A 26,698-nucleotide genomic window follows, 5' to 3' on the forward strand; every position below is an offset into this window, starting at 1 on the left:
GATGAAACATACCCTTGAAGTCATGATCTCTGAAGAAGAGATTGCACAACGAATCAGTGAATTAGCAGATAAAATTAGCACTCATTATCAACAAGTTGATGGTGAGTTAGTCCTTGTTGGTCTGCTAAAAGGTTCCTTTATTTTTATGGCTGATTTGTGCCGTAAAATTAATGTTCCCCATGAAGTCGATTTTATGACTGTTTCAAGTTATGGCAATGCAATGACATCGAGTCGTGATGTGAAAATTGTCAAAGATTTGGATGAAGATATTCGTGACAAACATGTCTTGATCGTGGAAGATATTATCGATTCAGGCAATACCTTAAATAAAGTCCGTGAGATTTTCGAATTACGTGGCCCTAAATCAGTCGCAATTTGTACATTACTTGATAAGCCTTCACGTCGAGAAGTGGATGTCCCTGTCGAGTGGATTGGCTATTCAATTGAAGACAAATTTGTGGTTGGTTATGGTATCGATTACGCTCAACAGTACCGTCATTTACCTTATATTGGTCATGTAACCTTACTTGAAGATTAAGGTATAAACAACGAATAACTAAAAAGGACAGCAATGCTGTCCTTTTGTTTATTCTCATTGAAATTTCAATGAATTATTTTTAGTTATTCTCGATAATTACAGGATAACCAGTAATCTTTCCATTCTTATTATCAAGGTAAGGCGTAATCAGTGTAGTGATATCTCCTGAACTGATTTTTCCATAATAATTAGAAATAGAATCGTCTGCTTTAGCCGTTAAATCAAGACCTGCACTCATAATACCGTCATAGTTAGAAATCTTGTTCGCACTCGCATTTAGATTTCCTGCACTATTAATTTGAGCATAGTTATTAATGATTTCGTTGCCCATTGTAATATCAATGTCAGCTTGCCCTGCTGCGGGGAAGATAGCATTTGTCTGAATAATCCCTGAATTATTATTCAGCTGATAACCTTTGATATTAATGCTACCATCATTAGCGATAATTCCGCCTTTTTGAGATGATGATAAGCCAAGGTGGAAGGTACCTCTTTTAAAGTCGGCAGCATTGGTATTGCTAACGTATTCAGCATTCATCACTATATTATTGTCAGCTTTAATTAATCCACTACTATTATCTAGATACTTAGAGATAAAGTTAAGATCAAAACCTTTAATATAGCTTAAATTGTTTACCAAATTACCAATGTTGAATGTGGACTTACCATTGTTAGAAACAATAGTACTACTCTTAACATTGGTTAGCTTCGGTGATGTGATATTCATCAATTTGTCGCTACTAATAGTCGATACAGTATCGTTGATGATTTCTCTGCTGGCGGTGATGTCCATTCGACCCGTTTCCGCTTTAATTACCGATTCTTTGTTTGATAGGTAAGTACCGTCAATATTCACACGACGATTAGCATTAATGGCACTAGAACGATTCTCTAATTCAGTGCCCGTAAAGCTAAAGTCCCTCCCAGCTGTTATAGCTGAATGTTCATTTATTATCCGAGCATCAGTAATATTGATATCTCGGCCTGCGATCAGCCTATTTTTTCCGTATTTACTATTGCTATCTTGCCTGTTATAAACAAAACCGTTCTTAATATTAATATCGCCTTGTTCAGCTAAAACTAAACCGCCTGTATTGTTAATGGTGGAGGTGGAGTGAAGATTCAGGTTGACGTTTTTCTTTGCACTGATTAAGCCATCATACATATTAGCTATGTAACCAGTAATAGCGGTAATAGTGATGCTTCCATCAGTTGAAATAATGGTTCCTTTATCATTCAGAAGCGCCATTTCAGTTCCATGAAGGTAGTTGACATCTGGGGTGCCAGTTATATTAATATCCCCTTTACTTTTTATGGTTCCTGTATTATTTATCGAATAAGAATCCACAGTTAACCCACCGTTTCCAGCATTGATTAACCCTTTATTCTTTAAATAATTGCGTTTAACATTAACATTCAGGTTTATTTTGTTGGCATTTAAGCTGCCTTTAGAGTCAACAGTGATACCATTGAAATTTGGATCATAAGAAGCTTCCGACAAGCTAGAAAGTGTCTTACCATTTGGGTCAAACAGACTCGCGCCTGCTGATATATTTAGCTCATTGGCTTCGACCTTACCCTTAACCAATACAGCAGAGGAAATAAGGTCAATAGTATTATTGGATGTTAGGTGGTTATTAACTGTGATTTTGCCTTTATTGACGTTATATCCAATTAAGTTATCACCAGCCATAAGAGGGGTGCCTGCTACAAAGGCACCACGTGATGCATTAATAAACCCACAGCTATTACAGGTAATACCGGAAGCATTAGCTACAATCACTTGCGCTGTTTTGCCTGCAACTTCCATCATCCCATTTATAACACTAGTTTTGTTAGAAACTACTTCATTTAAAATAACTTTAGCTTCATTACCAGCAGTTAAGTTACTATTACCGAAGATGCTTCCTGCTAATTGAGTGTTAGTCGTTGAACTACTGTTATTGAAAATAACACCCTTTTCACTCACATTGAAGCTGTCAAAAGTATTATGTGAAATACCTTTATCAGTTGGTTTTTTAATGTGAATAATATTAGGGCCATTAGTATTATAAATGATACCTGTACCATCTAGACTATAAGTTTGATTGTAATCAGTAGATGAAAAATAAGGAGTGTATAACTCTGTTACATCTTTAGAATTAAGCTCACTATAGCGGTGATAGATTCCATCAGAGCCTTTCAGTTTTATTTTTGCACCTGAATTTATTTTAGCATCATAGTTATATATCTCTTTGGCATTAATAACGATATCTCTATCGCTGTTTAGTTCACCTCTATTATTATCAAAGTTTCCTGTTAAATTAAACTCTATTCCACCTTTGCTAGCAGCTCTTTCTCTTATTTCGCTTTTAAAGAAACCATAGTCGCTGGATATTTTATCACCATTGACAGTGATACCGCCATCTAAAGTTTCAATCCCACCAACGTTATTAGCTAATCCAAATTTGTATGCAACTTGATTGAAATTATTCGAGTATGTGTTATATAACTGATTAACATTAAGCGTTATATCATTATATGAACGAATATATCCGCCACTGTTGCTTAGTGAGTTAGCATCAACATTGAGTTTGTTTGCATTAATAAAACCCAGTCCATTATCAATGGTGTTTGACTCAATATTTAGCTGGTCACCTGAGATATGCCCACCGTTATTCTGAATATTATTGACCTTAATATTGGATATATAGGTTGGTGTGGTGCTAGCTGTATTTGTCGCAGAAACTATTTTTCCTTTATTGGTAAGCTTATTAGCGGTAATATTTAATCCTCTTCCACTACTAATAATTGAGTTTGCATCATTACTAATTTCATCTGAAACGATTAAATCTAATTTAGCATTCTTCGCAGTAATTGATGATGCTTTATTTTTTAGTGTATAAGCATTAAGTGCTAGTTTACGATTGGCAGTAATGGATGAGTTAGTAATTTCACTATAACCTACAGTTATATTGACATCTCTACCTGCTTTAATTTTTGCATTTTCGTTATAAATACGGCCAGCATTAATATTGACATCTCTGCCTGCAATAATTCTATCTTCAGATCTTGAAGTATCACGCCATTGATAAAGAGTGTCTCTAGTATCGACATTAATATCGCCTGTTTCAGTTTTAATTAAACCACCACCATTCTGAATAACATTGGACTTAATGCCAACATTATTTTTAGCATTAATTATGCCACCCCTGGTATTTGATATCAGGCTATGGGATGTTAAATTGATATCACCAGAGGTTGAAGTAAGGCGGCCTCCCTGATTATTAAAAGTCGTATCAATTTCACCAGGTTTTCTAGCGATTATATTAAGATCTTGTTTGGCAGTAATAGCAGCTTCACTGTTATTCAAGGTGTCAGCATTGATATTAATATTACCAGAAGATTCAATTCTCTTATAGTTAGTCAACCCACCTGCCGTGTTAACGGATAGCCCTTGATCTCCGGCTAAGATAGTTCCTTGGTTTTTTACACCCACTCCACCTTCTGTGGTAATTAAGGTAATTTTATCCGCATACATACCACCTAACGCAGAGACATCAATACCGACAGATGGACGACTTCCTGTACCCGCAACAGACGTTACTGCAGTTCCATTCGTATCAACAAAATTATTGCCGGTAACCACTTTAATTTCTTCAGCTTTTAACCGCCCATTGATGAGCGCAGAACGAGAAATAAGCTCTGTTGGTGAGTCTGAATTTAAACTATTATTGACAATGATTTGCCCTTTGGCAACATTATAGCCAAGGAGTTCACCATTTGAAACCAAAGGCTTACCAGTCGTCAATGTTGTACTTTCAGTATTAATAAAACCACATGAGTTACAAGTAATACCTGATGGGTTAGCGACAATAACTTGAGCTTTCTTACCCGCAACTTCAACCATACCATTCAGGGTAGTTGCATTATTAGAGTTAACCTCATTTAGGATAACTTTTGCTTCACCACCTGATAGATTAAGGTTCCCGTTAATTAAACCGCCTAATTGTGTATTAACATTATCTTTACTGTTATTTAGAATAGCGCCGTTTTTATCAACATCGAACTTACTGTATATATTGTGAGAAACACCTTTATCACTAGGTTTGTTAATATGAACAATGGTAGGACCATTGTTTTGATTCATGACACCAGCACCGTTAGTATTGATTATTTCTGCGTGAGCAATAGAGGTAACTCCTAAAATTGCTGAAACGCATAAAACGATTGGTTTTAGTTTTAACGTGGGGGTTGATGACCCACTTTTAATAGGCAAACTCATAGAAATATCCCTAAATATAATTGGAGATTGATATTTATAAACTAATAATATTCCATTATAGCCAGTAAATTATGATAGAATTAAAAAATAAGTATATTTAAAAGTGTTTAACTGACTTTGTTTTTTATTTGATAAAATTAAATACCATTAATAAACTAAATATGGATTAAAATGTAGTTTTTCTTACTAAGTCCTTTAGTATCAATGAATAAGGTTTACTCTGCGGCAGGATAATTATGTGTTAATACTTAAATGTCTATACTTACATAATTTTTCTTATTTGGAGTTAATGTTAAGTTTCATTGAATATATATATTTTGTTATTTATTACCTTTAATGAATCTCTATTTTATTTTATTTTATTTTTATATTACTCTAATTTTGGATTAAATAAAAAAGCTCTCATATGAGAGCTTTGAATTTAAATTATTTTTTTTGAGTTAATGTTGCAATAGCTTCTCTATAACAGAGTTCAAGTTTTTCTCTGCTGTCTGCAGTGATATGTAAATCTTGTAAACGACCATTATTAATCCCGTAAACCCAACCGTGGATCATAACATTTTGTCCACGCTTCCAAGCTGATTGCATAATTGTTGAATGGCCTAAATTATAAACTTGTTCAACTACGTTTAGTTCGCATAAGCGGTTAAGGCGCTCGCATGGTTTGAGTTCACCTAACATTGAGCTGTGGCGATACCAAATATCACGTATATGCAGCAACCAGTTATTAATTAAACCGAGCTCGGTGTTATCAACAGCAGCTTCAATCCCACCACAGCCGTAGTGACCGCAGATAATAATATGTTCGACTTGAAGCACATCAACCGCATACTGTATAACTGACAAGCAATTGAGGTCTGTGTGTATAACCAAGTTAGCGACGTTACGGTGAACAAATAGATCACCAGGGGCTGCGTTAATTAATTTTTCTGCAGGTACTCGACTGTCTGAGCAGCCTATCCATAAGAATCTCGGCTTTTGCGCTTTTGATAATTCTTTGAAGAATTCAGGATCTTGTTCTTTTACTGATGCTGACCATGCTTCATTGTTAGCAAACAGCTCTTCGATTTTTCTCATCATGACTTATAGCCTAGTTGTGTTACTTTGCGATAAAATCTTATACAACATTTATTGATTAAATAATAATTAGTTATACTAATTACAGTATCCTTATGATGAACCTCTCTTTTAGACAAGACAACCATTAATTACTAACTCATTGAATTATTTTAAATAAATCAATTATCTCTTTTCTGCATAACATAGAACAGAAAAAAGTGGCATCATAAGATTATATTGCCTGTAAACCGTCTTAAGAATAAAGGTTTTTTTTACATATGACATATGCACTTGAGTTATCACAGTTAACCAAAACCTACCCTGGTGGAGTGAGAGCCCTAAGAGGAATAGACCTAAGCGTTGAAGATGGAGACTTTTATGCTTTGTTAGGGCCAAATGGCGCGGGTAAATCTACAACAATTGGCATCATCAGTTCATTAGTTAATAAAACTAGTGGTTCTGTAAAAGTTTTTGGCTACGATTTAGAAAAACAAGTTGTTCAAGCTAAGCAGCAACTTGGTTTAGTCCCTCAGGAATTTAATTTCAACCCATTTGAAACAGTATTACAAATAGTGCTTAACCAAGCGGGTTACTATGGCGTAGCTCGGCCCGTGGCTGTACAACGTGCCGAGCAATATTTGTCGCAGCTTGATTTATGGGAGAAGCGTAACGAGCGTGCGCGTAATTTGTCTGGGGGTATGAAACGCCGTTTAATGATTGCTAGAGCATTAATGCACCAACCGAAACTGTTAATTTTGGATGAACCAACCGCTGGAGTTGATATCGAATTACGCCGCTCAATGTGGACATTTTTAAAAAGTTTAAATGCGCAAGGGACAACCATTATTTTAACGACACATTATTTGGAAGAAGCTGAAATGTTGTGCCGTAATATTGGTATTATTCAACATGGCGAATTAGTTGAAAATACCAGTATGAAACAATTGTTAAGCCAACTGGAATCAGAAACTTTCATTTTCGATTTAGTACCCAAAAGTCCTATCCCTCAGTTATTGGGGTATGAGTCCCGTTTAATTGATACATCAACTCTTGAAGTTGATGTCAAAAGGGAACAAGGGCTGAACAGTGTTTTTAGTCAACTTAGTGAGCAAGGTATTCAGATTTTAAGTATGCGTAATAAAGCTAACCGTTTAGAAGAGTTATTTGTGAACTTGGTTAAAAAAGAAAATAATGTGACTGAAAAGGGGATAGTGTCATGATCTCATTATATTGGGTTGCATTGAAAACCATTTGGATAAAAGAAGTTACTCGATTTGGTCGTATATGGGTACAAACCTTGTTACCACCAGTTATTACAATGTCATTGTATTTTGTCATTTTTGGTAACCTGATAGGTTCTAGAATTGGTGATATGGGGGGCGTGGACTATATGCAATTTATAGTACCAGGTCTGATAATGATGGCAGTGATCACGAACTCATACTCAAATGTATGTTCTTCATTTTTTGGGTCTAAATTTCAGAAAAACATTGAGGAATTACTTGTTGCTCCAGTTCCAACCCATATTATTATTGCTGGTTTTGTTGGTGGGGGGGTTGCAAGAGGGATTTTAGTTGGCTTCTTGGTTACTTTAGTATCACTATTTTTTATTCCATTACAGGTTCACTCATGGGTTATGGTCATAGTGACACTTCTATTAACTGCAATTGTGTTTTCATTAGCTGGGTTATTGAATGCTATTTTTGCCAAGACATTTGATGATATTAGCATTGTTCCTACCTTTGTATTAACACCACTAACTTATTTGGGGGGTGTTTTTTATTCATTGTCATTACTACCGCCATTTTGGCAAGCAGTATCCAAGCTGAATCCCATCGTTTATATGATTAGTGGTTTTAGATACGGTTTCTTAGGTATTGCTGATGTTTCTATCGGAATTACCCTTGGGGTGCTTATGATTTTCTTGGTTGTTTTCTATTTGCTGACTTGGTATTTAATTGAGCAAGGTAGAGGGTTACGCAGCTAACTTAGCATATTTTATTTTTCTTAAGGCCATATCTAAATTTGTTATTTAATTAATTAGATATGGTCAGTTTTTAAGTATAAATACGCAGGTGATTTAAAATTAAATTAACTGGTAAAAATACTTAGTTTATTAGAGATTAAGTTTGGTAGTATAAATTTTGGAATAAATTTAGCGATTATTTACATATGAAATAGTTTTATTGGGAAACTGCAAGGTTTATAACATCTCATTCGGAATATTCCGAACTAAATCTATAGCTTTTTTCAATAAATAAACGGTTATTTATAACACTCCCTTCAAAATATATAGTTATTTATCTCTGGTGTAATTAAAATTTAGAGTTAAAGACTCAAAATACAATTAAAGTATTTATATTATTAACTCGTGCTTATTATAAGTAGATAAAGTAGTTGTTATAGCTGGTTATAATTATATTTTAACTTAATTAGCTTGTTTTGTTATCGTTAACAAATGGTTTTTCTTTATTTTTTGATATATTTCTCTAAATGATCATTGTCAATAAGTTTAATTATGGATTTAATTCTTTCTTTAAATTAAATTTGCGAGTTTACTCTTAATATGGATTTTATTTAAAAAAGCTAATATACTTTTTGTGAATTAAATATATGGGGTATTAAGTATTCAAAAGTAATTTAACTACTAGTCTTGTACATAATTAATAATTATTTACTGGTATATAAGAGGTTTATATGATTTTAAAAAAATCTGTATTAATGACATCAATTATTATTGTGTCATTATCGGGCATGGCACATGCAGCGGTTGATAGTGGTAATGCTAGAGGTACGATAAATTTTAAAGGGCAATTTATTGATACAACTTGCACTATTGAAGTTAATAATACAAATAAAAATGAAGGTACTGTGCAACTGGGTACTTGGATGACAAATACCTTTGATAAAATCGGTGAATTAACAGAAGCTGTTCCTTTAACAATAGGCTTAAGTGGCTGCCCTGCAACATTAACTCGGGCACGAGTTACTTTCGGTGGGACGGCACATGCTGATGACAACAAACTATATGCGGTTAGTGAAGCAACAGGTGTTGGTATTGGTATTTCTGGTGATGTAAATGGAACAAATTTTTATACTCCAGACACTGAAGCTGATGGTATTGATTTAACGAGTAATGGCGGTGAGAAAACCTATTACGCACGCTACGTTACAACTGCGAATGAAGTTACAGCAGGTAAAGCGAATGCTGATGTCACAGTAACTATTCAATACAACCAATAATTAACTTAATTAGGGAACGATTGTTCCCTCTTTTTGATAGGGGAAAATTTTGAAAAAATCTCTTATTTTACTAGTACTTCTATGTATGACAGCAGTTAACGTAAATGCTAGTGTGGTTTTAGGTGGTACGCGCGTCATTTATGAAGGTAATAAAAAAGAAGCCTCTATATCAGTTCGGAACGATGAAAAAATCCCTTTTCTTGTTCAGTCGTGGGTGAATAGTTTTGATGATAGTGAAAAACAGAAAATACCATTTACAGTAACACCGCCTCTTTTTCGTATTGAGCCTGAATCAGTAAATGCAATTCGAATTGTATTAACGGATCCTAAATTACCATCAGATAAAGAGTCTATTTATTGGTTAAATGTTAAATCAATACCGCCGTCTGACCCTAATGCAACAAATAATTTAACTATCTCAATTAATAATAAAATTAAGTTAATTTATCGCCCAGTGGATTTACCAACAGCAGATGCATTTACTGCCTATGAAAAGCTCACCTTTGAAAAGAAAGGAAATAGCTTAAAATCTAAAAACCCAACACCTTATTATGTGTCATTTGGTGAACTAAAAATTGGCAATAAAAAAATTACTGATCCTGGCATGGTGCCTCCAATGGGAGAAGCAACTTGGAATATTTCAGAAATCCAAGCAAATCAGGTGACTTGGAGTGCTGTTAATGATCATGGAACGATAACAAAAACAAAAACTCAGACATTAAAATAATTCGTTGGAAGAATATACATTATGCGTTGTATTCCAAGAAAACAACTCTTATCAATTTGTTGTGCTAATGCTATAACCTGTTCGCATAATTGGGTAATGTATTTTCGGTTAAAGAAAGTATGTCAGGCAGTGGCTGCAATTATTTTCACTGGTATGAATGTTAATTATGCATTTGCTGATGACTATTTTAGCCCAAGCTCATTAAGTGTGGTTGATGGTCAAAATATTGCAGATTTACCGAATTTAAATCAATTTGCTAATCCGGGTGGCCAGCTTGCAGGGGAATACCATGTTGATGTAATTGTAAATGGTATTTTAATGGAATCGAAGGTCGTTGAGTTCATTAAGGATAAGTCGTCAAATCAGCTAATTCCCCTATTAACGAAAGAAGAATTAGCACTTTGGGGTGTTAAAGTTGATGCGATTCCTGCGTTAAAAGCTCTTCCTGAGAAACAAGAAATTGTTCCTATCAGCGAATATATACCTGATGCAAAATCTATATTGGAATTGAATCAACAAAAGTTAAATATTTCGATCCCTCAAATTGCGATGGACAAGCAAGCATTAGGTACTGTGCCAACAAGTCAGTGGGAAAACGGTGTTCCCGCTTTGGTCTTAAATTATTATTATAGTGGTTCAAATAATTGGAGCCGCAATAAGTCTAAAGACTCCAATTCTCATTACTTTAATTTGCGAAGTACTGGAAACCTAGGTCCGTGGCGTTTAAAAAACTACTCAACCTATACAGATAATAATGGGAAGCGTGAGTGGGAGAACATTGAAACCAGTTTAGAAAGAGGAATTAATTATTTAAAATCACAATTAACAATAGGTGATACTGCTACACCAAGTGAAATATTTGAAGGATTTCAATTTCGAGGCGTACAGTTACGAAGTGATGAATCTATGCTACCTAGTTCAATGAGGGGATTTGCACCCGTTATTCGTGGTATAGCACAAAGTAATGCAGAAGTTACAGTTAAACAAAATAACTATGTTATTTACCAATCTTATGTTTCGCCCGGAGCATTTGAAATTGATGATTTATACCCAACAGGAACCAGCGGTGATTTGACTGTTTTGATTAAAGAAGCAGATGGTTCTGAACGTTCATTTGTAGTTCCTTTTTCATCAATTGCCATAATGCAACGTGAAGGACAGCTCAAATATTCACTAACTGGAGGGAAATATAAATCTAATACTTCAGGTGAGGTTGAGCCAAACTTTTTGCAAAGTACATTTATTTATGGATTACCCAAAAGTATTACGGGGTATGCAGGGACTTTATTATCCAAAAACTACCAGTCTTATGCGGCAGGAATGGGGATTAACTTAGGAAGTTTTGGGGCATTATCGGCAGATATAACACAAGCTAATAGCCAAAACTTATTAGGGAAAGACAATACTGATAGCGGGCAGTCATATCGTTTTCAATATTCTAAAAATGTCACGTCTACAGGTACTTCAGTAACGTTAGCAAACTATCGTTATTCAACTGAAGGGTTTTATACATTTAGTGAAGCAAATAGCAATCAGCCTAAAATCTATCGTAATAATAAAAAAAATCGTTTTCAGGTTTCGCTTAACCAATCACTAAATGAATTCGGTAATGTCTATTTTTCGAGTTATCAGCAAGATTATTGGAACCGTTCAGGTAAAGAACGCTCATTGAATGCAGGTTATAATAATAATATTGGCGGGATCACTTACAATTTTAGCTACAGTTATACTGATAGTGCTTATCAACGTAAAGCGGATAACTATTTTTCTTTTTCAATGACTATTCCTTTGAATGATTCATCAGGCAACTACACATCGATAAACAGCAGCGTTACAGCTGATAACAGTGGTAATACGGATGCAATGATGGGGATAAGTGGTACTTTAGGTGAGAGTAATAATTTTAATTATGCTATTCAACAATCCTATGGGAATAAAGAAACACGTGCGAGCGGAAATGCATCAGCATCTTATCGGGGAAGCTATGGGGTTGCAAATGCGGCTTATGGATATGATAAATATTCACAACGAGCGAACTATGGTCTAACGGGGGCCGTTGTCGCTCATCCACATGGAATCACATTGTCTCAGCCAATCAATGATACTTTTGCTATTGTCCGTGCTCCTGGGGCGAAAAATGTACAAGTTTCAAACCGAGCAAATATTTCAACGGACTCTCGTGGTTATGCAATTATTCCTTATTTAAACCCTTATACGAAAAATGAAATTACGCTCAACATAGATTCATTACCAGATAATGTTGAATTAAAAACGAATACCGTGAGTGTCGTACCAACGAAAGGTGCAGCGATTCTGGCAAGTTATCAAACGCATGTGGGTTACAGACTATTATTTACTGTAACGCATAATGGCAAACCTGTGCCTTTTGGTGCAATGGCACAATTCTCTCAAAGTGATGATCAAAATATAAGTACAGGTATTGTGGGCGATAATGGTGATGTTTATCTCAGTGGAATGCCGGAACAAGGGCAATTACAGATAAAATGGGGGAAAAGCTTACAAGAACAATGCATTGCAGAATACCAATTAACCGCGGAACAATTAAAACAGCATTTACCTATATTGCCTGTTAATTGCCACTGAGAATAGGTTTTTAATATGAATATAAAACAGATTATTACTTCGATTGGTATTACATTGTTTTCATTTAGTGCATGCAGTATTGGGCAATTTCGTGTCAATTTAGGGGATTTAGAAATTGATTCAGCGGCACATAAACTTCCCCGTGAATCTATACTCGGTAATGGATGGAAGCAATTTGAACCTAGCGCTAACCATGAATTATGTGTTGCAGAAAATGCGGGAAATTTTAAATTTATGTTACAAGCTAATAGTCAGCCGACCGGAATGACTATTAATGATGGTTCAGGTAGTTACCCTGTTTTTAGTACTGGGATTGATGGTGTTGGTTATGTGGTTGGTGTAAGGCAAAAAGGAACGAGTCAATGGTATCCATTAACGGGAAGTAATAGCGAAATTAATGCAGTTGATGGCTCATCGGCACTACAACTTGAAACGCGGATGATGTATATCAAAACGGTTCAAGGGGATATTGAAGGGTCAGAAAAGGTTGCTACACATTTTAGCACAATTAAAGTGCAATGCACTGGTGATATGAATTGGATATCATCAGTTGGCGAAATATTACCTGCATCAACTTTAATTTCATGGGCACAGCGTACTTGCTCTATTTCATCTGTTCGTCAATCTGTTGATCTTGGAGTTCACGATATTGCTAAAGTTCGTTCACTTAATATAGGTGATACTTTTGGTCATGCTCAGCAGTCGATCACGATTAATTGTCCAAAAATAATGTCTGTTGCCTATACGATCGCAGATAATTTGCACCCCAGTAACATCAATACAGATATCATTTATTTGGAAAATAACAATGAGAACCCAGGATTTGCTGTACGTGTATATGAATCTGGGAAGTCATCTCCGTTGAGGTTGGGGGGAGATCGCTCATTATCTAATAGTTATGTATATTCTCTGCTAGATAAAACGAGTCTAAGCCCGATTATTACAAAGACATTTGAATTCAAATACGTCAAAACGTCTAATGAAGTGAAAGCGACTAATGGTAATGCACAGGTCACGGTTACCCTTGTGTATAAATAGAAAAGGTAAATTATCAATGAATTATATAATTAATTTGCTCGTTTTTTTATTTTCTTTAACCTATATGAATGTTCTTGTCGCGGACGAATATATCAAGGTGAATTTTAGCGGCTCAATCAAAGCTAAGTCGTGTACCGTGTTCTCTGCAGCACAGAATATTGATTTAGGGACTTGGTTTTTAGAGGGAAATGGGCGTAACTTTGCTCGCGATTCAGTCACTGATTGGGTGGAATTTGATTTGGCGTTTAATTGTTCACCGGACAAGCGGCAAGTGGTCGGTGTATTAGAAGGTACGCCAGCCGAGTTAGATAATAAACTATTTGAGTTAGATAAATCAGCTGGTTCAGCAAGCGGAATGGCCATTCAAATTGAAGCTTATTCACCAGAGAATAAGCGTTGGGAAGAAAAAAATGCGAATGAAGTGAGCACATTAATTAGTTTTGCGGGAACAACATCAGGAATGAATACGGTTCAATTGCGCGCACGTTATAAGCAACTAGCAGACAGTGCAACAGGAGGAGATGCAAATGCCTCTATTACATTTGTTGTGCGAAATAACTAAGGAAAAGCAATGAATCAAAATATTAGATATGCGACTTATGTTTTTGCAATAGCACTGCTCTTTTTTTCTACAAAATCTATGAGTTATGATGCTATTTTTAATATTACAGGGCGAGTATCTGCAAACACGTGTTCAGTTCAATCTGCGAAAACATTCAATGTTAATCTTGGTGACAACATAATTGGTTGGAGTGGTTTTGGTTCTGGTATCAATACGAAATCTAAAAAGGTAGATTGGCGGATTGATTTTAACTGCGATAAAGATGCTACCATTTACTTTAATTTTCGGGGAAATAATTCTAGTAGAGATCGTGAATTACTAATGTTGAGTCCTTTGCCTGGAAGTGCTAAAGGGGTCGGAATAAAGACGGAATTGGATTTCGGAACTAGCAGTGTAACCATAGGATTTTATAGCAGTATATTGGCATCATATAGTGGCGTTGAAGGAAAAAGAACACTTATACTTAGATCGTATTATGTACAAACAGATAGTGTAGTTACTCCTGGTATCGCGAATGCTTCGATGGATATAGACGTGACTTACCAATAAATAATAGATATTGAATAAACTAAAGCGCCATTAATATGATGACGCTTTAGTCTTATGTTAAGCCACTTGTACGGGTACCGCTTTTGCCACACGACTCATAACGTTATTTTCATCAAAGTAAGCGACTTTAGGCTTATGAAGGCGAGCATCTTCATCTTCAATTTGTACATAAGAACAAATAATAAGTTTATCCCCAACAGCGGCACGACGTGCAGCCGCGCCATTCACAGAGATAATCTTCGAACCTCGTTCACCTGAAATCGCGTAAGTTGAAAAGCGTTCCCCGTTATCAACGTTATAAATATCAATCGCTTCGTATTCAAGGATACCGGCTGCATCCATAAAGTCTTGATCGATAGCACAGGAGCCCTCGTAGTGTAAGTCAGCCTGAGTAACAGTGACGCGGTGTAGTTTTCCTTGCAACATTCTTCTTAACATTTTTTCTTCCTCATTCGGCCCACAGCGTTGTTGGCGTTCTCCCTCCCTAGTCTTAGGCTCCTAGAGATTTGTTTACTGAACGCCTAGCTGTAAACTCTGTAATTGCAGTGTGTTGTTTTATTGTTATAAGTACTTTGTTTCTATGCAATATCGACGGGAAGGTCAACTTGCAAATTGTCAATTAGTCGAGTCTGCCCTAACCATGCTGCCATCAGGATGACGGCTCGTTTACTCGACCCATTAAGGGGTAACAAGGTTTCTGCATCACGAATAAATAGCTCATCTGGTGTAAAACCAGCTTGGCGTAAAGACTCTTCCATTTCATTGACAAGGTCATTTGCAATGCTAGGGGTTTCTGCTAATTTTTGCCCGGCTTGTAACATAATTTGATAAAGCTGAGGGGCTATTTTTTGCTCTTCAGCAGATAAATTATTATTGCGAGAACTTAAGGCTAGCCCATTTTTTGCTCTAACTGTTGGAATACTGATGATTTGGGTATCGAATGATAAATCATTAACTAATTTACGAATCAATTGTAATTGCTGATAATCTTTTTTACCAAACAGCGCAATATCAGGTTGTACTAAGTTGAACAGCTTAGTAATAACAGTTGCGACACCACGGAAATGCCCCGGACGACTTGCGCCTTCTAGTATCGTTGATAGTTCAGGGACTTCAACATATGTCTGCTTTTCCATCCCGTCAGGGTAAAATTCGAGAGGAGAAGGTGCAAAAACTAAATTGATACCAAGACGTTTTAATTTCTCACAGTCTTCTTGCAACGTTCGCGGGTAATTTGCTAAATCAGACTGCCTATCAAATTGCATTGGGTTAACAAAGATACTGGCAATAACAATATCAGCTTGCTGTTTAGCTTGGTCAATGAGTGTTAAGTGACCATCATGCAAATTGCCCATTGTTGGCACAAGTGCAATACGTTTGCCTTCTTGTTTCCAGCGACGGATTTCACGGCGTAGTATAAGTGCCGTTTCAACGATAAGCATACGTGTGTTCCTTATGGTTTTTTGTAGTCAATTAGGAAAAGGAGTGAGCTTCACTTGGGTAAATCCCATCTTCCACTTCTTGAATATACATGCGGATAGCATCATTGATATTACCCGCTTGCGCTAAAAAGTTTTTAGCGAATTTTGGTGGGCGGGCTGTAATACCAAGTGCATCATGCATAACGAGAATCTGACCATCAGTTTCATTTCCTGCGCCAATACCAATAACGGGGAGCAGTAATTCTTCAGTGATATGACTCGCTAATGAAGTAGGAACACATTCAAGTACTAATAATTGCATTCCTGCATTTTCGAGGGCGATTGCATCTTTCAAGACTTGATTAGCAGTCACTTCATCACGCCCTTGGACTTTATAGCCCCCGAGTATATTGACGGCTTGTGGTGTTAAACCAAGATGGCCACAAACAGGAACGGAGCGTTCACATAGCATTTTTACGGTGTCACACAACCAACTGCCGCCTTCAATTTTTACCATATTGGCGCCTGCTTGCATTAAAATAGCGGCATTTGCACAAGCTTGTTCTGGTGTGGCGTAGCTCATAAAAGGCATATCAGCGATGATAAAGGCGTTTGGAGCCCCTTTACGAACACAACGTGTGTGATAAGCAATTTGTTCAACGGTAACGGGTAATGTGGAAGACTCGCCCTGAATAGTCATGCCAAGTGAATCGCCAACGAGCATGACTTGAATTCCTTGCTCATAAAATAATTGAGCAAAACTAGCATCATAGGCTGTCATGGTTGCGAACTTGCGTTTGTCTTGTTTAAACTGACATAAATCAGCCAGAGAAATTGGTTTCATTATAATAACCTCCGGAAATGATCTCCTTGCGACCATACCTCATAAGAGGTTGCACACTTTAAGGGGTAATGTCCCAAAGCGTCAGGCCATTGCGAGGAACTTGTGTGAGTCTTTCCAAAAGCGTTTCGCCATCAGGAAAAACTAGGGTGGGGGCAATTTCACTGAGCGGATACAACATAAATTCCCGCTCTTTTAGCCCGTAATGTGGAATGGTTAACCGGGGGGTATGGATAACTCGGTTACCAAAAAGCATGATATCAAGGTCAAGAGTGCGAGGACCCCAACGTTCTTCTTTACGCACTCGTCCAAGATCTAATTCGATTTTTTGTGTGTGATCAAGTAGCTCTTCGGGCTCGAGATCTGTTTCTAGTAATACAGCCAGATTGAGAAAATCTGGCTGATCCTGTGGCCCTAAAGGCTTAGTTCGATAAATAGAAGAGATTGAAACGACACGACTGTTAGGGATCGCATCTAATGCTGCAATAGCTTGCTGAGCCTGTTGTAGTGGCTTACCAAGGTTACTTCCTACAGCAATATAGACTTGTTCCATGGTACTCTCTCTATGTATTACTATGACTTATTAGGCTTGCGAGCCCCAGCGTTTGATGAGCGTTGTGGGCGGTGACGCCGACGCGTTGGCATATTGCCTAATTCGGAAATCATCTCACGCTGCTTGCTATTATTAGCTTGTTGGAAATCCGCCCACCACAATGTTAATTCTTGTAGTTCATTCCGGTTTTCGACATTGGCTCTTAGTTCTAATAAATCAAACGCAGCACGGAATTTAGGGTGCTCCATTAGTTTATTTGCACGGCGGCCTTGACGACGAGGTAATCGAAGTTGTAATAACCAAATATCACGCATTGTGGTTGTGATACGTTTCGGTATTGCAATCGACCGACATTGTTCGTCTAAAATGTCATTCATGGCCAGCGCAAAGGCATCATAATAAGCCAATCCGCCCTCCTGAGTAAGCTTTTCAGCATGCTCGGTTACGGGGTACCATAACATAACCGCAAATAAAAAAGCAGGGTTAACGCGTTTATCATTTTTAAGCCTGAAATCGGTATTTTTCAGGACTTGCTCAATGATTTTTTCCATTGGTGAGTCACCGTTTTCAGTGAAACGGCTGGCAACAACAGGGAATAGCTGCTCAAATAAACCATATTTTTTGAGCATCATATAAGTGGTATAACCTTGCCCAGCTTGTAGCAACTTAAGTGATTCTTCAAACAGCCTTGCCGACGGTATCTCTTTTAATAAATGAGCGAGTGAATAAATAGGATCTGCGGTTTTTGGCTCGATACTCATATTGAGTTTGCATGCGAAGCGTACCGCTCTTAGCATCCTAACTGGGTCTTCACGGTAACGGGTTTCAGGGTCGCCAATTAAGCGAATAACCCCATCCTTTAAGTCTTTTAACCCATTAACGTAGTCACGTACGGAGAAATCATCAATATTGTAATAGAGACTATTCACTGTGAAGTCACGACGAATCGCATCTTCTTCAATAGAGCCGAAGATATTATCACGCAGCAACATGCCGTTTTGTGCTTGAGAAGACAGGTTTTTATCTTCTGAAGCATTTTGGTCATGATTCCCCCGGAACGTTGCCACCTCAATAATTTCAGGACCGAACATGATATGAGCCAAACGGAATCGGCGGCCGACTAGGCGACAATTACGAAATAGCTTACGAATTTGTTCCGGTGTTGCATTGGTGGTGATATCGAAGTCTTTAGGTTTTTGACCTAAAAGTAAATCGCGAACCCCTCCGCCGACTAAATAGGCTTCAAAGCCACTTTTATTTAATCGATAGAGGACTTTTAGAGCATTATCACTAATATCACTACGGGAAATAGAGTGCTCCGCACGGGGAATAACAGTAATGTTTTCGTCGTTAACGGTTGTCATTATGGTGTGTTTCTCAGGCGTAGGGTCGGCACGTTGAGATTGACGAACCGTTTTTTTAATAGGCGCTGTTTTATGAGTTTGCTTAGTGTTCTGTTCTTTTGATGCAGTTTGCGCATCAGCAGAATGAGTGACTGGCCTTTTACCGGCTGCCTGAGTATCTCGTAAAATGTCACGATGCTGTGATGCATCTTCATCTGATGCATTTGTATTGCGAGATAAAATATTACGGCAGAAATTTGCTACACGGTTAAAAATAGTACACCTCGATGTGATTACCAATATTCATTAAACAAAATAAGCGGCTAATCATAGCTCACAGAAGTTTCTTTGAGAATGGTTAAACGCATAAAAGTCATGTCTAATCATTAATTTTACCAATAAAATTAACTCAAAAAATAGCATAATTTATTTTTGCTTTCGTAAGATATGACCTGCAATGCCCTATTTTAAGCTATTTTAGGGCGTTAGGTTATTTGTTTTTTTAATCATTGGCCAAAAAAATGGCTAATTTTAAGCCCTCTAAAATTTTAGGTGTAATGGATGAGTATTATTTAGTATTAATGATAATACTAAATTTAGATAAAACAGCAAGATAGCTTAAAAATACCATAAAAATGCAGGGGGTAACCAATATAAACCATGACTAACGGGGAGGAGAATGCTGGGAGAGCATGTTTTCACGGTGACAAAACCTTATAACGGCGCACGTAATATGCGCCGTTTAGGACTCCATCTGAGCTATTAGCCTGCCATTTGCTTTTCGCGAATTTCAGCTAATGTTTTACAGTCGATACATAAATCAGCAGTAGGACGGGCTTCCAAACGGCGGATACCAATTTCTACGCCACATGATTCACAAAAGCCAAAGTCATCATCTTCAACTTTTTTCAGGGTTTTTTCTATTTTCTTGATCAGTTTACGCTCACGATCCCGGTTACGTAATTCAAGGCTGAACTCCTCTTCCTGAGCGGCTCTATCAACGGGGTCTGGAAAGTTAGCTGCCTCATCTTGCATATGAGTAACAGTCCGGTCCACTTCATCTCTGAGTTGATTGCGCCATGCTTCGAGAATGAGCTTAAAATGCGCCAACTGGGCCTCGTTCATGTACTCTTCGCCAGCTTTTTCATGATAGGGTTCAACCCCAGCAATGGCGAGAATGCTTAAGGACGATGTCTTACGTTTTTGCCCTTCTTGCATAATGCTTCTCCTACACACGCAAATTTTACAAAAACCCCAAAGGGGAAAAATTAAGGTCGCTATAAATAGCAGAAGAGAGCTCTCTTGGCAATCGTTCCTGCAATGAGTTTTGTAATGCTGTGAGGGCGAGCGTGTTTATTCCCTTTCTAGCGCCCAGAACTCAGCGGCCTCGTATAAAAATTGGTTAAAAAAACTTTATTTAATAGAGTTAAAGCGAATCTGCTTCCCTAACGCCATTTGTTGAACAGTTATATCAGCTTGATAACAAAGTACTTCAACACCACTTTGCCGTGCCTCCTCTAATAACTGCGCATATTTTTTATCAATATGTGCAGCCGCAGATGCTACGTGAATACCTGTGTGTAAAGCAACAAACAATAGTATGGCTCTTTTTCCTTCTTTAGCAATCTGTGATAGCTCGCGTAAATGTTTTTGCCCTCTTAGCGTGACGGCATCAGGGAAAAAACCGTGGCCATTTTCAAGTAAAGTTACTGATTTAACTTCAATAAAGCAATCTGGTAATTCACTGTTTGAGAGAAAAAAGTCAATTCGGCTATTTTCTGAACCATATTTCATTTCTGGCTTTATTACGCTGTACTCGGATAATTCTGGAATGTGTTTTTCGGCTAAAGCTTGAGCAACTAATTGGTTCGCACGCAGCGTATTAATACAAATAAAATCGCCATTAGCTGTTTGGGTAAGTTCCCAGCTGTAGGGATATTTACGTTTTGGGTTATCAGATGTGGAATACCAAATAGTATCACCCGGTGTCGCACAGCCAGTCATTGCGCCGGTGTTAGCACAATGAATAGTGATTTCTTCACCATTAGGCAGGGTGACATCAGCCAAAAAGCGTTTATAGCGCTTAATTAGCGTGGCCGATTTTAAACAAGGATTAAACTCCATATATTCTCCGCTGTCATACGAGGTGAGTTGTCAATACACTGATTTTAATATGATTGAAAGTGGCTAATGCTACAATGTCTGATAGTAAAAGTTAAATGCATGGAGTGATAACCAAAGTGTTCCCCATATTAGACGTCAGAGAATCACTAATTACCGCATTAAAATCATCCCCTCAAGTGCTATTACATGCACCGACGGGAGCCGGTAAATCCACCGTTTTGCCATTAGAAATCTTAAAAAGCGGGGTGGTTAATGGGCGGATTATTATGTTGGAACCTAGGCGTCTTGCGGCTAGAGCAGTTGCCGCGCGTTTAGCGGAGCAACTTGGGGAAGAAATTGGCCATACCATTGGTTTACGTATGCGTTCAGAAACTAAAGTTAGTCGTGATACTCAGTTAGAAATCGTAACGGAAGGCGTCTTAACACGGCTATTACAAAATGACCCTATGCTTGAAGGGGTTGGGTTGGTGATTTTAGATGAATTTCATGAACGCAACTTACAAGCAGACCTTGGCCTTGCATTATTACTTGATTCACAACAAGCTCTACGGGATGACCTGCGGGTGTTATTGATGTCTGCTACCCTTGATAACCAAGGGCTCTCCCAGTTGTTCCCTAATGCTCCAGTGATCACTTCACAAGGACGCAGTTTCCCCGTTATTCGTGAATATCATCCCATAAATCCTAATAAATTATTTCATAAAGAAGTCGCGGCAGCAGCATGGCTGTTTTTGCAGCAAGAGAAAGGGTCACTATTATTATTTCTCCCGGGCGTGGGGGAAATAGAAAAAGTAAGAGCTGAATTAGCTTCGATAGTGAGTGAGGACATACTTTTGTGTCCTTTATATGGAGCTTTATCTCTTAAAGCACAGCAGCAAGCAATCCAAATAGCTCCCGAAGGGAAACGTAAAGTTGTGCTAGCGACTAATATTGCGGAGACCAGCTTAACTATAGAAGGTATTCGCTTAGTGATGGATAGCGGCCTGGAGCGAGTAGGGCAGTTTAACCCTCGTTCAGGGATAACAAAATTAGTTAAGCAACGCATTAGCCAAGCATCAATGACACAGCGAGCTGGACGAGCGGGGCGCTTAGAAGCTGGGGTATGTTGGCATCTATTTAGTGAAGAGCAAGCGGAGCGTGCGGCTCAATTTAGTGAAGCACAAATCAACCAAAGTGACCTCAGTGGGCTATGGCTTTCTTTACTACAGTGGGGCTGCCATGATGTGACACAATTATCATGGCTCACCTTACCCCCAGCCCCCGCGATTGGGGCGGCAAAAAATCTACTTGCTAAACTTGGCGCGATTGATGCACAAGGGAAACTGTCTATCATGGGACAGAAGATGGCAGAACTAGGTAGCTCAGTACGTACTGCCGCGATATTGTATAAAGCACAAGTCGCTAAAGATGAGTCAGTTTTGCAATTAGCCGCATTATTAGTGGCTATTATTGAAGAGCCGCCAAGAGGTGGTGAGTGCGACTTACGTTATTACTTAGACCGGCCAAGCGAAAGCTGGTGCCGGCGTGCGACCATTTTAAGTGGGCGAAAAGTTAACGCGAGTATAGGGCAGCAAACCGCACTGATAAGTAAGTGGTTACCAACATTATTAGCAGCCGGTTTTCCCGACCAAATAGCAAAAACGAGGGACAATCAATTGCGTTATCAGTTATCCAGTGGGCTTGGAGCATCGCTACACGAAACGGATAGGCTATTGGGAACTTCTTGGTTAATCGTGCCATTGTTGTGGCAACCAGAAAATAGCGCAGATGCACGAGTGGCACTTGCGTACCCCATTGATATACAAGAATTGCAAAAAGATTGTACTGAACTATTTAATGAGCAAGAAACCGTTGAATGGGATGAGCAAAAAGGGACATTGCTAGCATGGAAGCGCTTGCAGTGCGGCCAGTTAGTGGTGAAATCAGAACGCATGAGTAACCCAGATAAAGCTGATATCAGTAAAGCGTTGGTTTATTGGCTAAAACAAAATGGGCTGCAACAATTGAATTGGCAAGAGGATGCGTTGCAACTGTGTATTCGTTGTACGTTAGCACAGCAATATTTCCCTGAGTTTGAATTACCATCCTTTGATGAAAGTACATTGTTATCAACATTAGATGAATGGCTTGAGCCTTATCTTATTGAGGTAACCAATAAACAAAAGTTGCAGCAAATTAATTTAGCAGAATTGCTAATAAACCGGTTAGATTGGCAACAACAGCAGTGGCTAGCGAACATGTTCCCTACAACTTACCGCGCACCTTCTTCACATGATGTGAGTATTCACTATGCATTGGATAAGCCGCCTGTCATAGAAATTCGTATGCAAGAAATGTATGGTGAGAAAACGAATCCAACTGTTGCGCAAGGGAAAATCACGTTAACGGTTTGTTTGCTTTCCCCTGCGATGCGCCCATTACAAATTACACAAGATCTCGGCGCATTTTGGCATGGAAGCTACAAAGAAATACAAAAAGAAATGAAAGGCCGCTACCCAAAACATTTATGGCCCGATGACCCAGCAAATACAGCACCAACGCGGCAAACAAAAAAAGCGATGATGGGTGCGAAATAAACTATTTTTATGCTCTAATAGCAGGTTCATAAAAATGGCTTATCCCTGCTTAATGTGAGTAAGGAAATGTAATTAAGAGCTTTCTTTGGTGAAATCTCTAAGGTTATGAGCCAAAATTAACCACTAAGCTATTCAAATAGTGAATGATTATGTTGTTAAGTTATTTTGTAAGGTGATATGGAGCGACCATGTCAGGTAAAGATTTTGAACCAATAGGCAGACGCAACAAAAAATCTGCTGGGAAAAAACAATCTTCATCCCGCCGTCGCAGAGACCGCGATGATTATGACGATGAAGATTTATTCGAAAATGATGATATTGACCAACAATATCTCGATGATGAAGACGAAGAAGAGCAAATGGCTAAAAAAGGCTCGAAAAATAACAAACCACGTAAAGTGAAAAGCAAATGGCGTTGGTTCTGGCTGTTAGTCAAACTAATGATTGTGTTTGCTGTTTTATTAGCAGCATACGGTTTTTATTTAAATCAACAAATTAAAGAACGTCTCGATGGTAAGGTGTGGGATTTACCTGCGGCAGTATATGGCAGGATGGTTAACCTTGAACCGGGAATGGACTATAGCCAAGCTGAAATGGTTCGCCTGCTCGAAGGTATGCAATACCGAAAAGTGAGTAAAATCACCACCTCCGGCGAATTTGTGGTTCGCGGTAATAGCATTGAAATTTTACGCCGTCCTTTTAATTTCCCTGACCAAAAAGAAGGGCAAATATTAGCGCGTATGGTGTTTGAAAATAATGGGTTAAGTAAAATTGAAAATATGGAAAATGGCCGTTCATTTGGCTTTTTCCGATTAGACCCTAAACTGATCACGATGATGCAATCGGCGAATAATGAACAACGTTTAGTATTGCCATTGTCTGATTTCCCCGAATCGTTGGTCAAAATTTTACTGGAAACCGAAGATCGCAACTTCTATGAGCACGATGGGGTCAGTTTATACTCTATTGGCCGTGCTGTTGTTGCCAACTTAACGGCTGGGCGTTCGGTTCAGGGGGGCAGTACCCTGACGCAGCAGTTAGTAAAAAACTTATTTTTAACTAATGAACGCACATTAAAACGTAAAGCCAATGAAGCTTACATGGCTATTTTGCTGGATTATAACTACAGCAAAGAACGTATTTTAGAGCTGTATCTAAACGAAGTGTTCTTAGGCCAAAATGGTAATGATGAAATTCGTGGCTTCCCGCTAGCAAGTTTGTATTATTTCGGTCGTCCAATTAATGAGTTAAGTTTTGACCAGCAGGCACTGTTAGTGGGTATGGTACAAGGGGCATCAACTTATAACCCATGGACTAAGCCACAAAATGCAATTAAACGCCGTAACATTGTGTTGAAAATCTTGGAAACACGCGGCGTAATCGACCAAGAAATGTACCAAGTGCTCAGTGCAAGGCCTCTTGGCGTGAAAAATAAAGAAGGGTTGGTGGCTTCTCAGCCTGCCTTTATGCAAATGGTACGTTTAGAGTTAAATCAAAAACTGGGTGATCAAGTTAAAGAGTTATCCGGTGCAAAAATCTTTACAACCTTAGACCCTGTCGCTCAAACGGCTGCGGAAAATGCGGTGGAAAATGGAGTCGCTGATTTACGTAAGGCTCGTAAGTTAGACGATATCGAAGGCGCAATGGTGGTCGTTGACCGTATTAATGGTGAAGTTCGTGCCATGGTTGGTGGCTCTCAACCTCAGTTTTCTGGCTTCAATCGAGCATTGAATGCACGCCGTAGTATTGGTTCGTTAGCGAAACCTCCTGTTTACCTTGCTGCACTGAGTGAGCCTGATCGCTATCGTTTAAATACATGGTTAAAAGATGAACCACTCACTGTTAAGGTGGGTAATCAAAATTGGAGCCCAAGGAATTATAGCCGTAATTTTAATGGCCGTATGATGTTAGTCGATGCACTTGCTCGCTCACAGAATATCCCAACAGTAAACTTAGGGTTGGAAGTTGGTCTAGATCAGGTATTTAATACCTTTGTACGTCTAGGAGCGCCAGCTGCAGCAATGGAAAAAGTGCCTGCGATGCTACTAGGGGCGGTAAATTTGACGCCAGCTGAAGTCGCACAAGTTTATCAAACCATTGGCGGCGGCGGTAATCGCGCTAAATTATCTGCGCTGCGTTCAGTGATTGATGGTGATGGTAAAGAGATTTATCAAAGCTATCCATCTGCAGAGCGTGCTGTACCTTCACAAGCTGCCTACTTAGCGTTATACGGTATGCAACAAGTGGTTAAGCAAGGGACTGGCCGTGTATTATTGTCTAAATATGGCAAATATAACTTAGCAGGTAAAACAGGGACAACTAACGATTTGCGCGATAGCTGGTATGCCGGCATTGACGGTAAGGAAGTCGCGATTGTATGGGTAGGTCGTGATAACAATGGTCCTACGCAATTAACTGGTGCAACAGGAGCACTGAAGGTATATCAACGTTACCTTGATAATCAAACACCTTTGGCATTAATCAATCGTGCCCCAGAAGGGGTTGTAGATATGCAAGTGACTGCCGATGGGCAATTAAGCTGTTCAAATTTTGGTGGGGGTAGAATGCTACCAATCTGGACGGATAACCCCGATGCTTTATGCCAAGCATCAGAAAACCAAGACCCAGTTTGGAACCTAAATGGCAATAACGATGAGCCACAAAATGATGCACCGGATTGGGTTAAGGATATGTTTGGCAATAATCCCTAAATTCTCGTCATACTTCAACCTGTAGCGTTGTTGGTTGCACTCGCTAGACCTAGTCACATACTATTGTATGCTCCTAGGTTCTAGCTCACTTACCGCCTAGCTACAGGCTGAATTATTTAGAGAATTGCCGCGTAACGTTTCACTTTTTAGCGTTGTTGGCTGTATTCACTAGATTTAGCCCCACACGGTTGTATACCTTAAGTTCTAGCTCACTTACCGCCTAGCTACAGGCTGAATTATTTAGAGAATTGCCGCGTAACGTTTCACTTTTTAGCGTTGTTGGCTGTATTCACTAGATTTAGCCCCACACGGTTGTATACCTTAAGTTCTAGCTCACTTACCGCCTAGCTACAGGCTGAATTATTTAGAGAATTACCGCGTAACGTTTCACTTTTTAGCGTTGTTGGTTGCACTCGCTAGACCTAGTCACATACTATTGTATGCTCTAGGTTCTAGCTCACTTACCGCCTAGCTACAGGCTGAATTATTTAGAGAATTGCCGCGTAACGTTTCACTTTTTAGCGTTGTTGGCTGTATTCACTAGA

20 protein-coding genes are annotated in these 26,698 nt (G+C 38.5%); 11 read left to right on the forward strand and 9 right to left on the reverse strand.

Annotation, left to right across the window (positions count from 1 at the left end; all coding sequences use genetic code 11):
- Position 1: 1 nt before the first annotated feature.
- Positions 2–538: a hypoxanthine phosphoribosyltransferase gene (gene hpt, locus ACPEH5_RS19815; RefSeq protein WP_042848219.1), complete on the forward strand. Its 537-nt coding sequence runs from the start codon at positions 2–4 to the stop codon at positions 536–538.
- Between the two features lie 79 nt (positions 539–617).
- Here the strand turns inward: hpt and ACPEH5_RS19820 are convergent, their stop codons facing one another.
- Complete coding sequence (locus tag ACPEH5_RS19820; protein WP_166687287.1) at positions 618–4,802, reverse strand: filamentous hemagglutinin N-terminal domain-containing protein; 4,185 nt, start codon at positions 4,800–4,802, stop codon at positions 618–620.
- Positions 4,803–5,228: 426 nt separating this feature from the next.
- A complete protein-coding gene (can, locus tag ACPEH5_RS19825; protein ID WP_042848217.1) occupies positions 5,229–5,882 on the reverse strand; it encodes a carbonate dehydratase in 654 nt (217 codons plus the stop codon).
- A 257-nt stretch (positions 5,883–6,139) separates the two neighbouring features.
- Here can and ACPEH5_RS19830 point away from each other — a divergent pair, with 257 nt between their 5' ends.
- From ACPEH5_RS19830 to ACPEH5_RS19865, 8 genes are all read left to right on the forward strand, one after another.
- On the forward strand, positions 6,140–7,081 hold the full coding sequence (locus ACPEH5_RS19830; RefSeq protein ID WP_042848216.1) for an ABC transporter ATP-binding protein: 942 nt from the start codon (positions 6,140–6,142) through the stop codon (positions 7,079–7,081).
- Positions 7,078–7,848, forward strand: a complete 771-nt coding sequence (locus ACPEH5_RS19835; protein ID WP_042848215.1) for an ABC transporter permease — start codon at positions 7,078–7,080, stop codon at positions 7,846–7,848. The genes ACPEH5_RS19830 and ACPEH5_RS19835 overlap by 4 nt, the downstream gene beginning before the upstream one ends.
- A gap of 710 nt (positions 7,849–8,558) precedes the next feature.
- Positions 8,559–9,104 carry a fimbrial protein gene (locus tag ACPEH5_RS19840; protein ID WP_042848214.1) on the forward strand — a complete coding sequence of 182 codons (546 nt, stop codon included), beginning with the start codon at positions 8,559–8,561 and terminating at the stop codon, positions 9,102–9,104.
- Positions 9,105–9,153: 49 nt separating this feature from the next.
- Positions 9,154–9,831: a fimbrial biogenesis chaperone gene (locus ACPEH5_RS19845; protein ID WP_042848213.1), complete on the forward strand. Its 678-nt coding sequence runs from the start codon at positions 9,154–9,156 to the stop codon at positions 9,829–9,831.
- A 129-nt stretch (positions 9,832–9,960) separates the two neighbouring features.
- Entirely contained in the window at positions 9,961–12,435 is a 2,475-nt protein-coding gene (locus ACPEH5_RS19850; protein ID WP_226619096.1) for a fimbria/pilus outer membrane usher protein, read from the forward strand.
- Positions 12,436–12,450: 15 nt separating this feature from the next.
- Positions 12,451–13,473, forward strand: a complete 1,023-nt coding sequence (locus ACPEH5_RS19855; RefSeq protein ID WP_042848207.1) for a fimbrial protein — start codon at positions 12,451–12,453, stop codon at positions 13,471–13,473.
- 16 nt (positions 13,474–13,489) lie between these two features.
- Positions 13,490–14,035 (forward strand): fimbrial protein, encoded by a 546-nt coding sequence (locus ACPEH5_RS19860; RefSeq protein WP_042848204.1) that lies wholly within the window; start codon positions 13,490–13,492, stop codon positions 14,033–14,035.
- A gap of 9 nt (positions 14,036–14,044) precedes the next feature.
- Positions 14,045–14,584: a fimbrial protein gene (locus ACPEH5_RS19865; RefSeq protein ID WP_042848202.1), complete on the forward strand. Its 540-nt coding sequence runs from the start codon at positions 14,045–14,047 to the stop codon at positions 14,582–14,584.
- Between the two features lie 57 nt (positions 14,585–14,641).
- On the opposite strand, the gene panD is transcribed toward ACPEH5_RS19865, so the two are convergent.
- The 7 genes from panD to sfsA all read right to left on the reverse strand — a co-directional run bounded on the left by panD (position 14,642) and on the right by sfsA (position 20,866).
- Positions 14,642–15,022, reverse strand: coding sequence for an aspartate 1-decarboxylase (panD, locus tag ACPEH5_RS19870; protein WP_042848200.1), 381 nt, complete (start codon positions 15,020–15,022; stop codon positions 14,642–14,644).
- A gap of 140 nt (positions 15,023–15,162) precedes the next feature.
- On the reverse strand, positions 15,163–16,026 hold the full coding sequence (gene panC, locus ACPEH5_RS19875; protein ID WP_048608094.1) for a pantoate--beta-alanine ligase: 864 nt from the start codon (positions 16,024–16,026) through the stop codon (positions 15,163–15,165).
- Positions 16,027–16,057: 31 nt separating this feature from the next.
- Positions 16,058–16,849 carry a 3-methyl-2-oxobutanoate hydroxymethyltransferase gene (panB, locus tag ACPEH5_RS19880; RefSeq protein WP_042848196.1) on the reverse strand — a complete coding sequence of 264 codons (792 nt, stop codon included), beginning with the start codon at positions 16,847–16,849 and terminating at the stop codon, positions 16,058–16,060.
- Between the two features lie 58 nt (positions 16,850–16,907).
- Complete coding sequence (gene folK, locus ACPEH5_RS19885) at positions 16,908–17,399, reverse strand: 2-amino-4-hydroxy-6-hydroxymethyldihydropteridine diphosphokinase (protein ID WP_042848194.1); 492 nt, start codon at positions 17,397–17,399, stop codon at positions 16,908–16,910.
- Between the two features lie 20 nt (positions 17,400–17,419).
- Positions 17,420–18,763: a polynucleotide adenylyltransferase PcnB gene (pcnB, locus tag ACPEH5_RS19890; RefSeq protein WP_206074972.1), complete on the reverse strand. Its 1,344-nt coding sequence runs from the start codon at positions 18,761–18,763 to the stop codon at positions 17,420–17,422.
- A gap of 741 nt (positions 18,764–19,504) precedes the next feature.
- A complete protein-coding gene (gene dksA, locus ACPEH5_RS19895; protein WP_042848193.1) occupies positions 19,505–19,960 on the reverse strand; it encodes an RNA polymerase-binding protein DksA in 456 nt (151 codons plus the stop codon).
- A gap of 195 nt (positions 19,961–20,155) precedes the next feature.
- Positions 20,156–20,866, reverse strand: coding sequence for a DNA/RNA nuclease SfsA (gene sfsA / locus ACPEH5_RS19900; protein ID WP_042848192.1), 711 nt, complete (start codon positions 20,864–20,866; stop codon positions 20,156–20,158).
- A 95-nt stretch (positions 20,867–20,961) separates the two neighbouring features.
- Here sfsA and hrpB point away from each other — a divergent pair, with 95 nt between their 5' ends.
- Together hrpB and mrcB are read left to right on the forward strand one after the other, a co-directional pair.
- Positions 20,962–23,442, forward strand: a complete 2,481-nt coding sequence (gene hrpB / locus ACPEH5_RS19905) for an ATP-dependent helicase HrpB (RefSeq protein ID WP_166696570.1) — start codon at positions 20,962–20,964, stop codon at positions 23,440–23,442.
- Positions 23,443–23,630: 188 nt separating this feature from the next.
- The gene (gene mrcB / locus ACPEH5_RS19910; RefSeq protein WP_048608088.1) at positions 23,631–26,153 is read left to right on the forward strand and encodes a bifunctional glycosyl transferase/transpeptidase; all 2,523 of its coding nucleotides are present in this window, start codon (positions 23,631–23,633) and stop codon (positions 26,151–26,153) included.
- Positions 26,154–26,698 lie beyond the last annotated feature (545 nt).

It is taken from the genome of Providencia sp. NPDC089933, from assembly GCF_049545585.1.
In the GTDB taxonomy this organism is placed as follows: domain Bacteria; phylum Pseudomonadota; class Gammaproteobacteria; order Enterobacterales; family Enterobacteriaceae; genus Providencia; species Providencia huashanensis.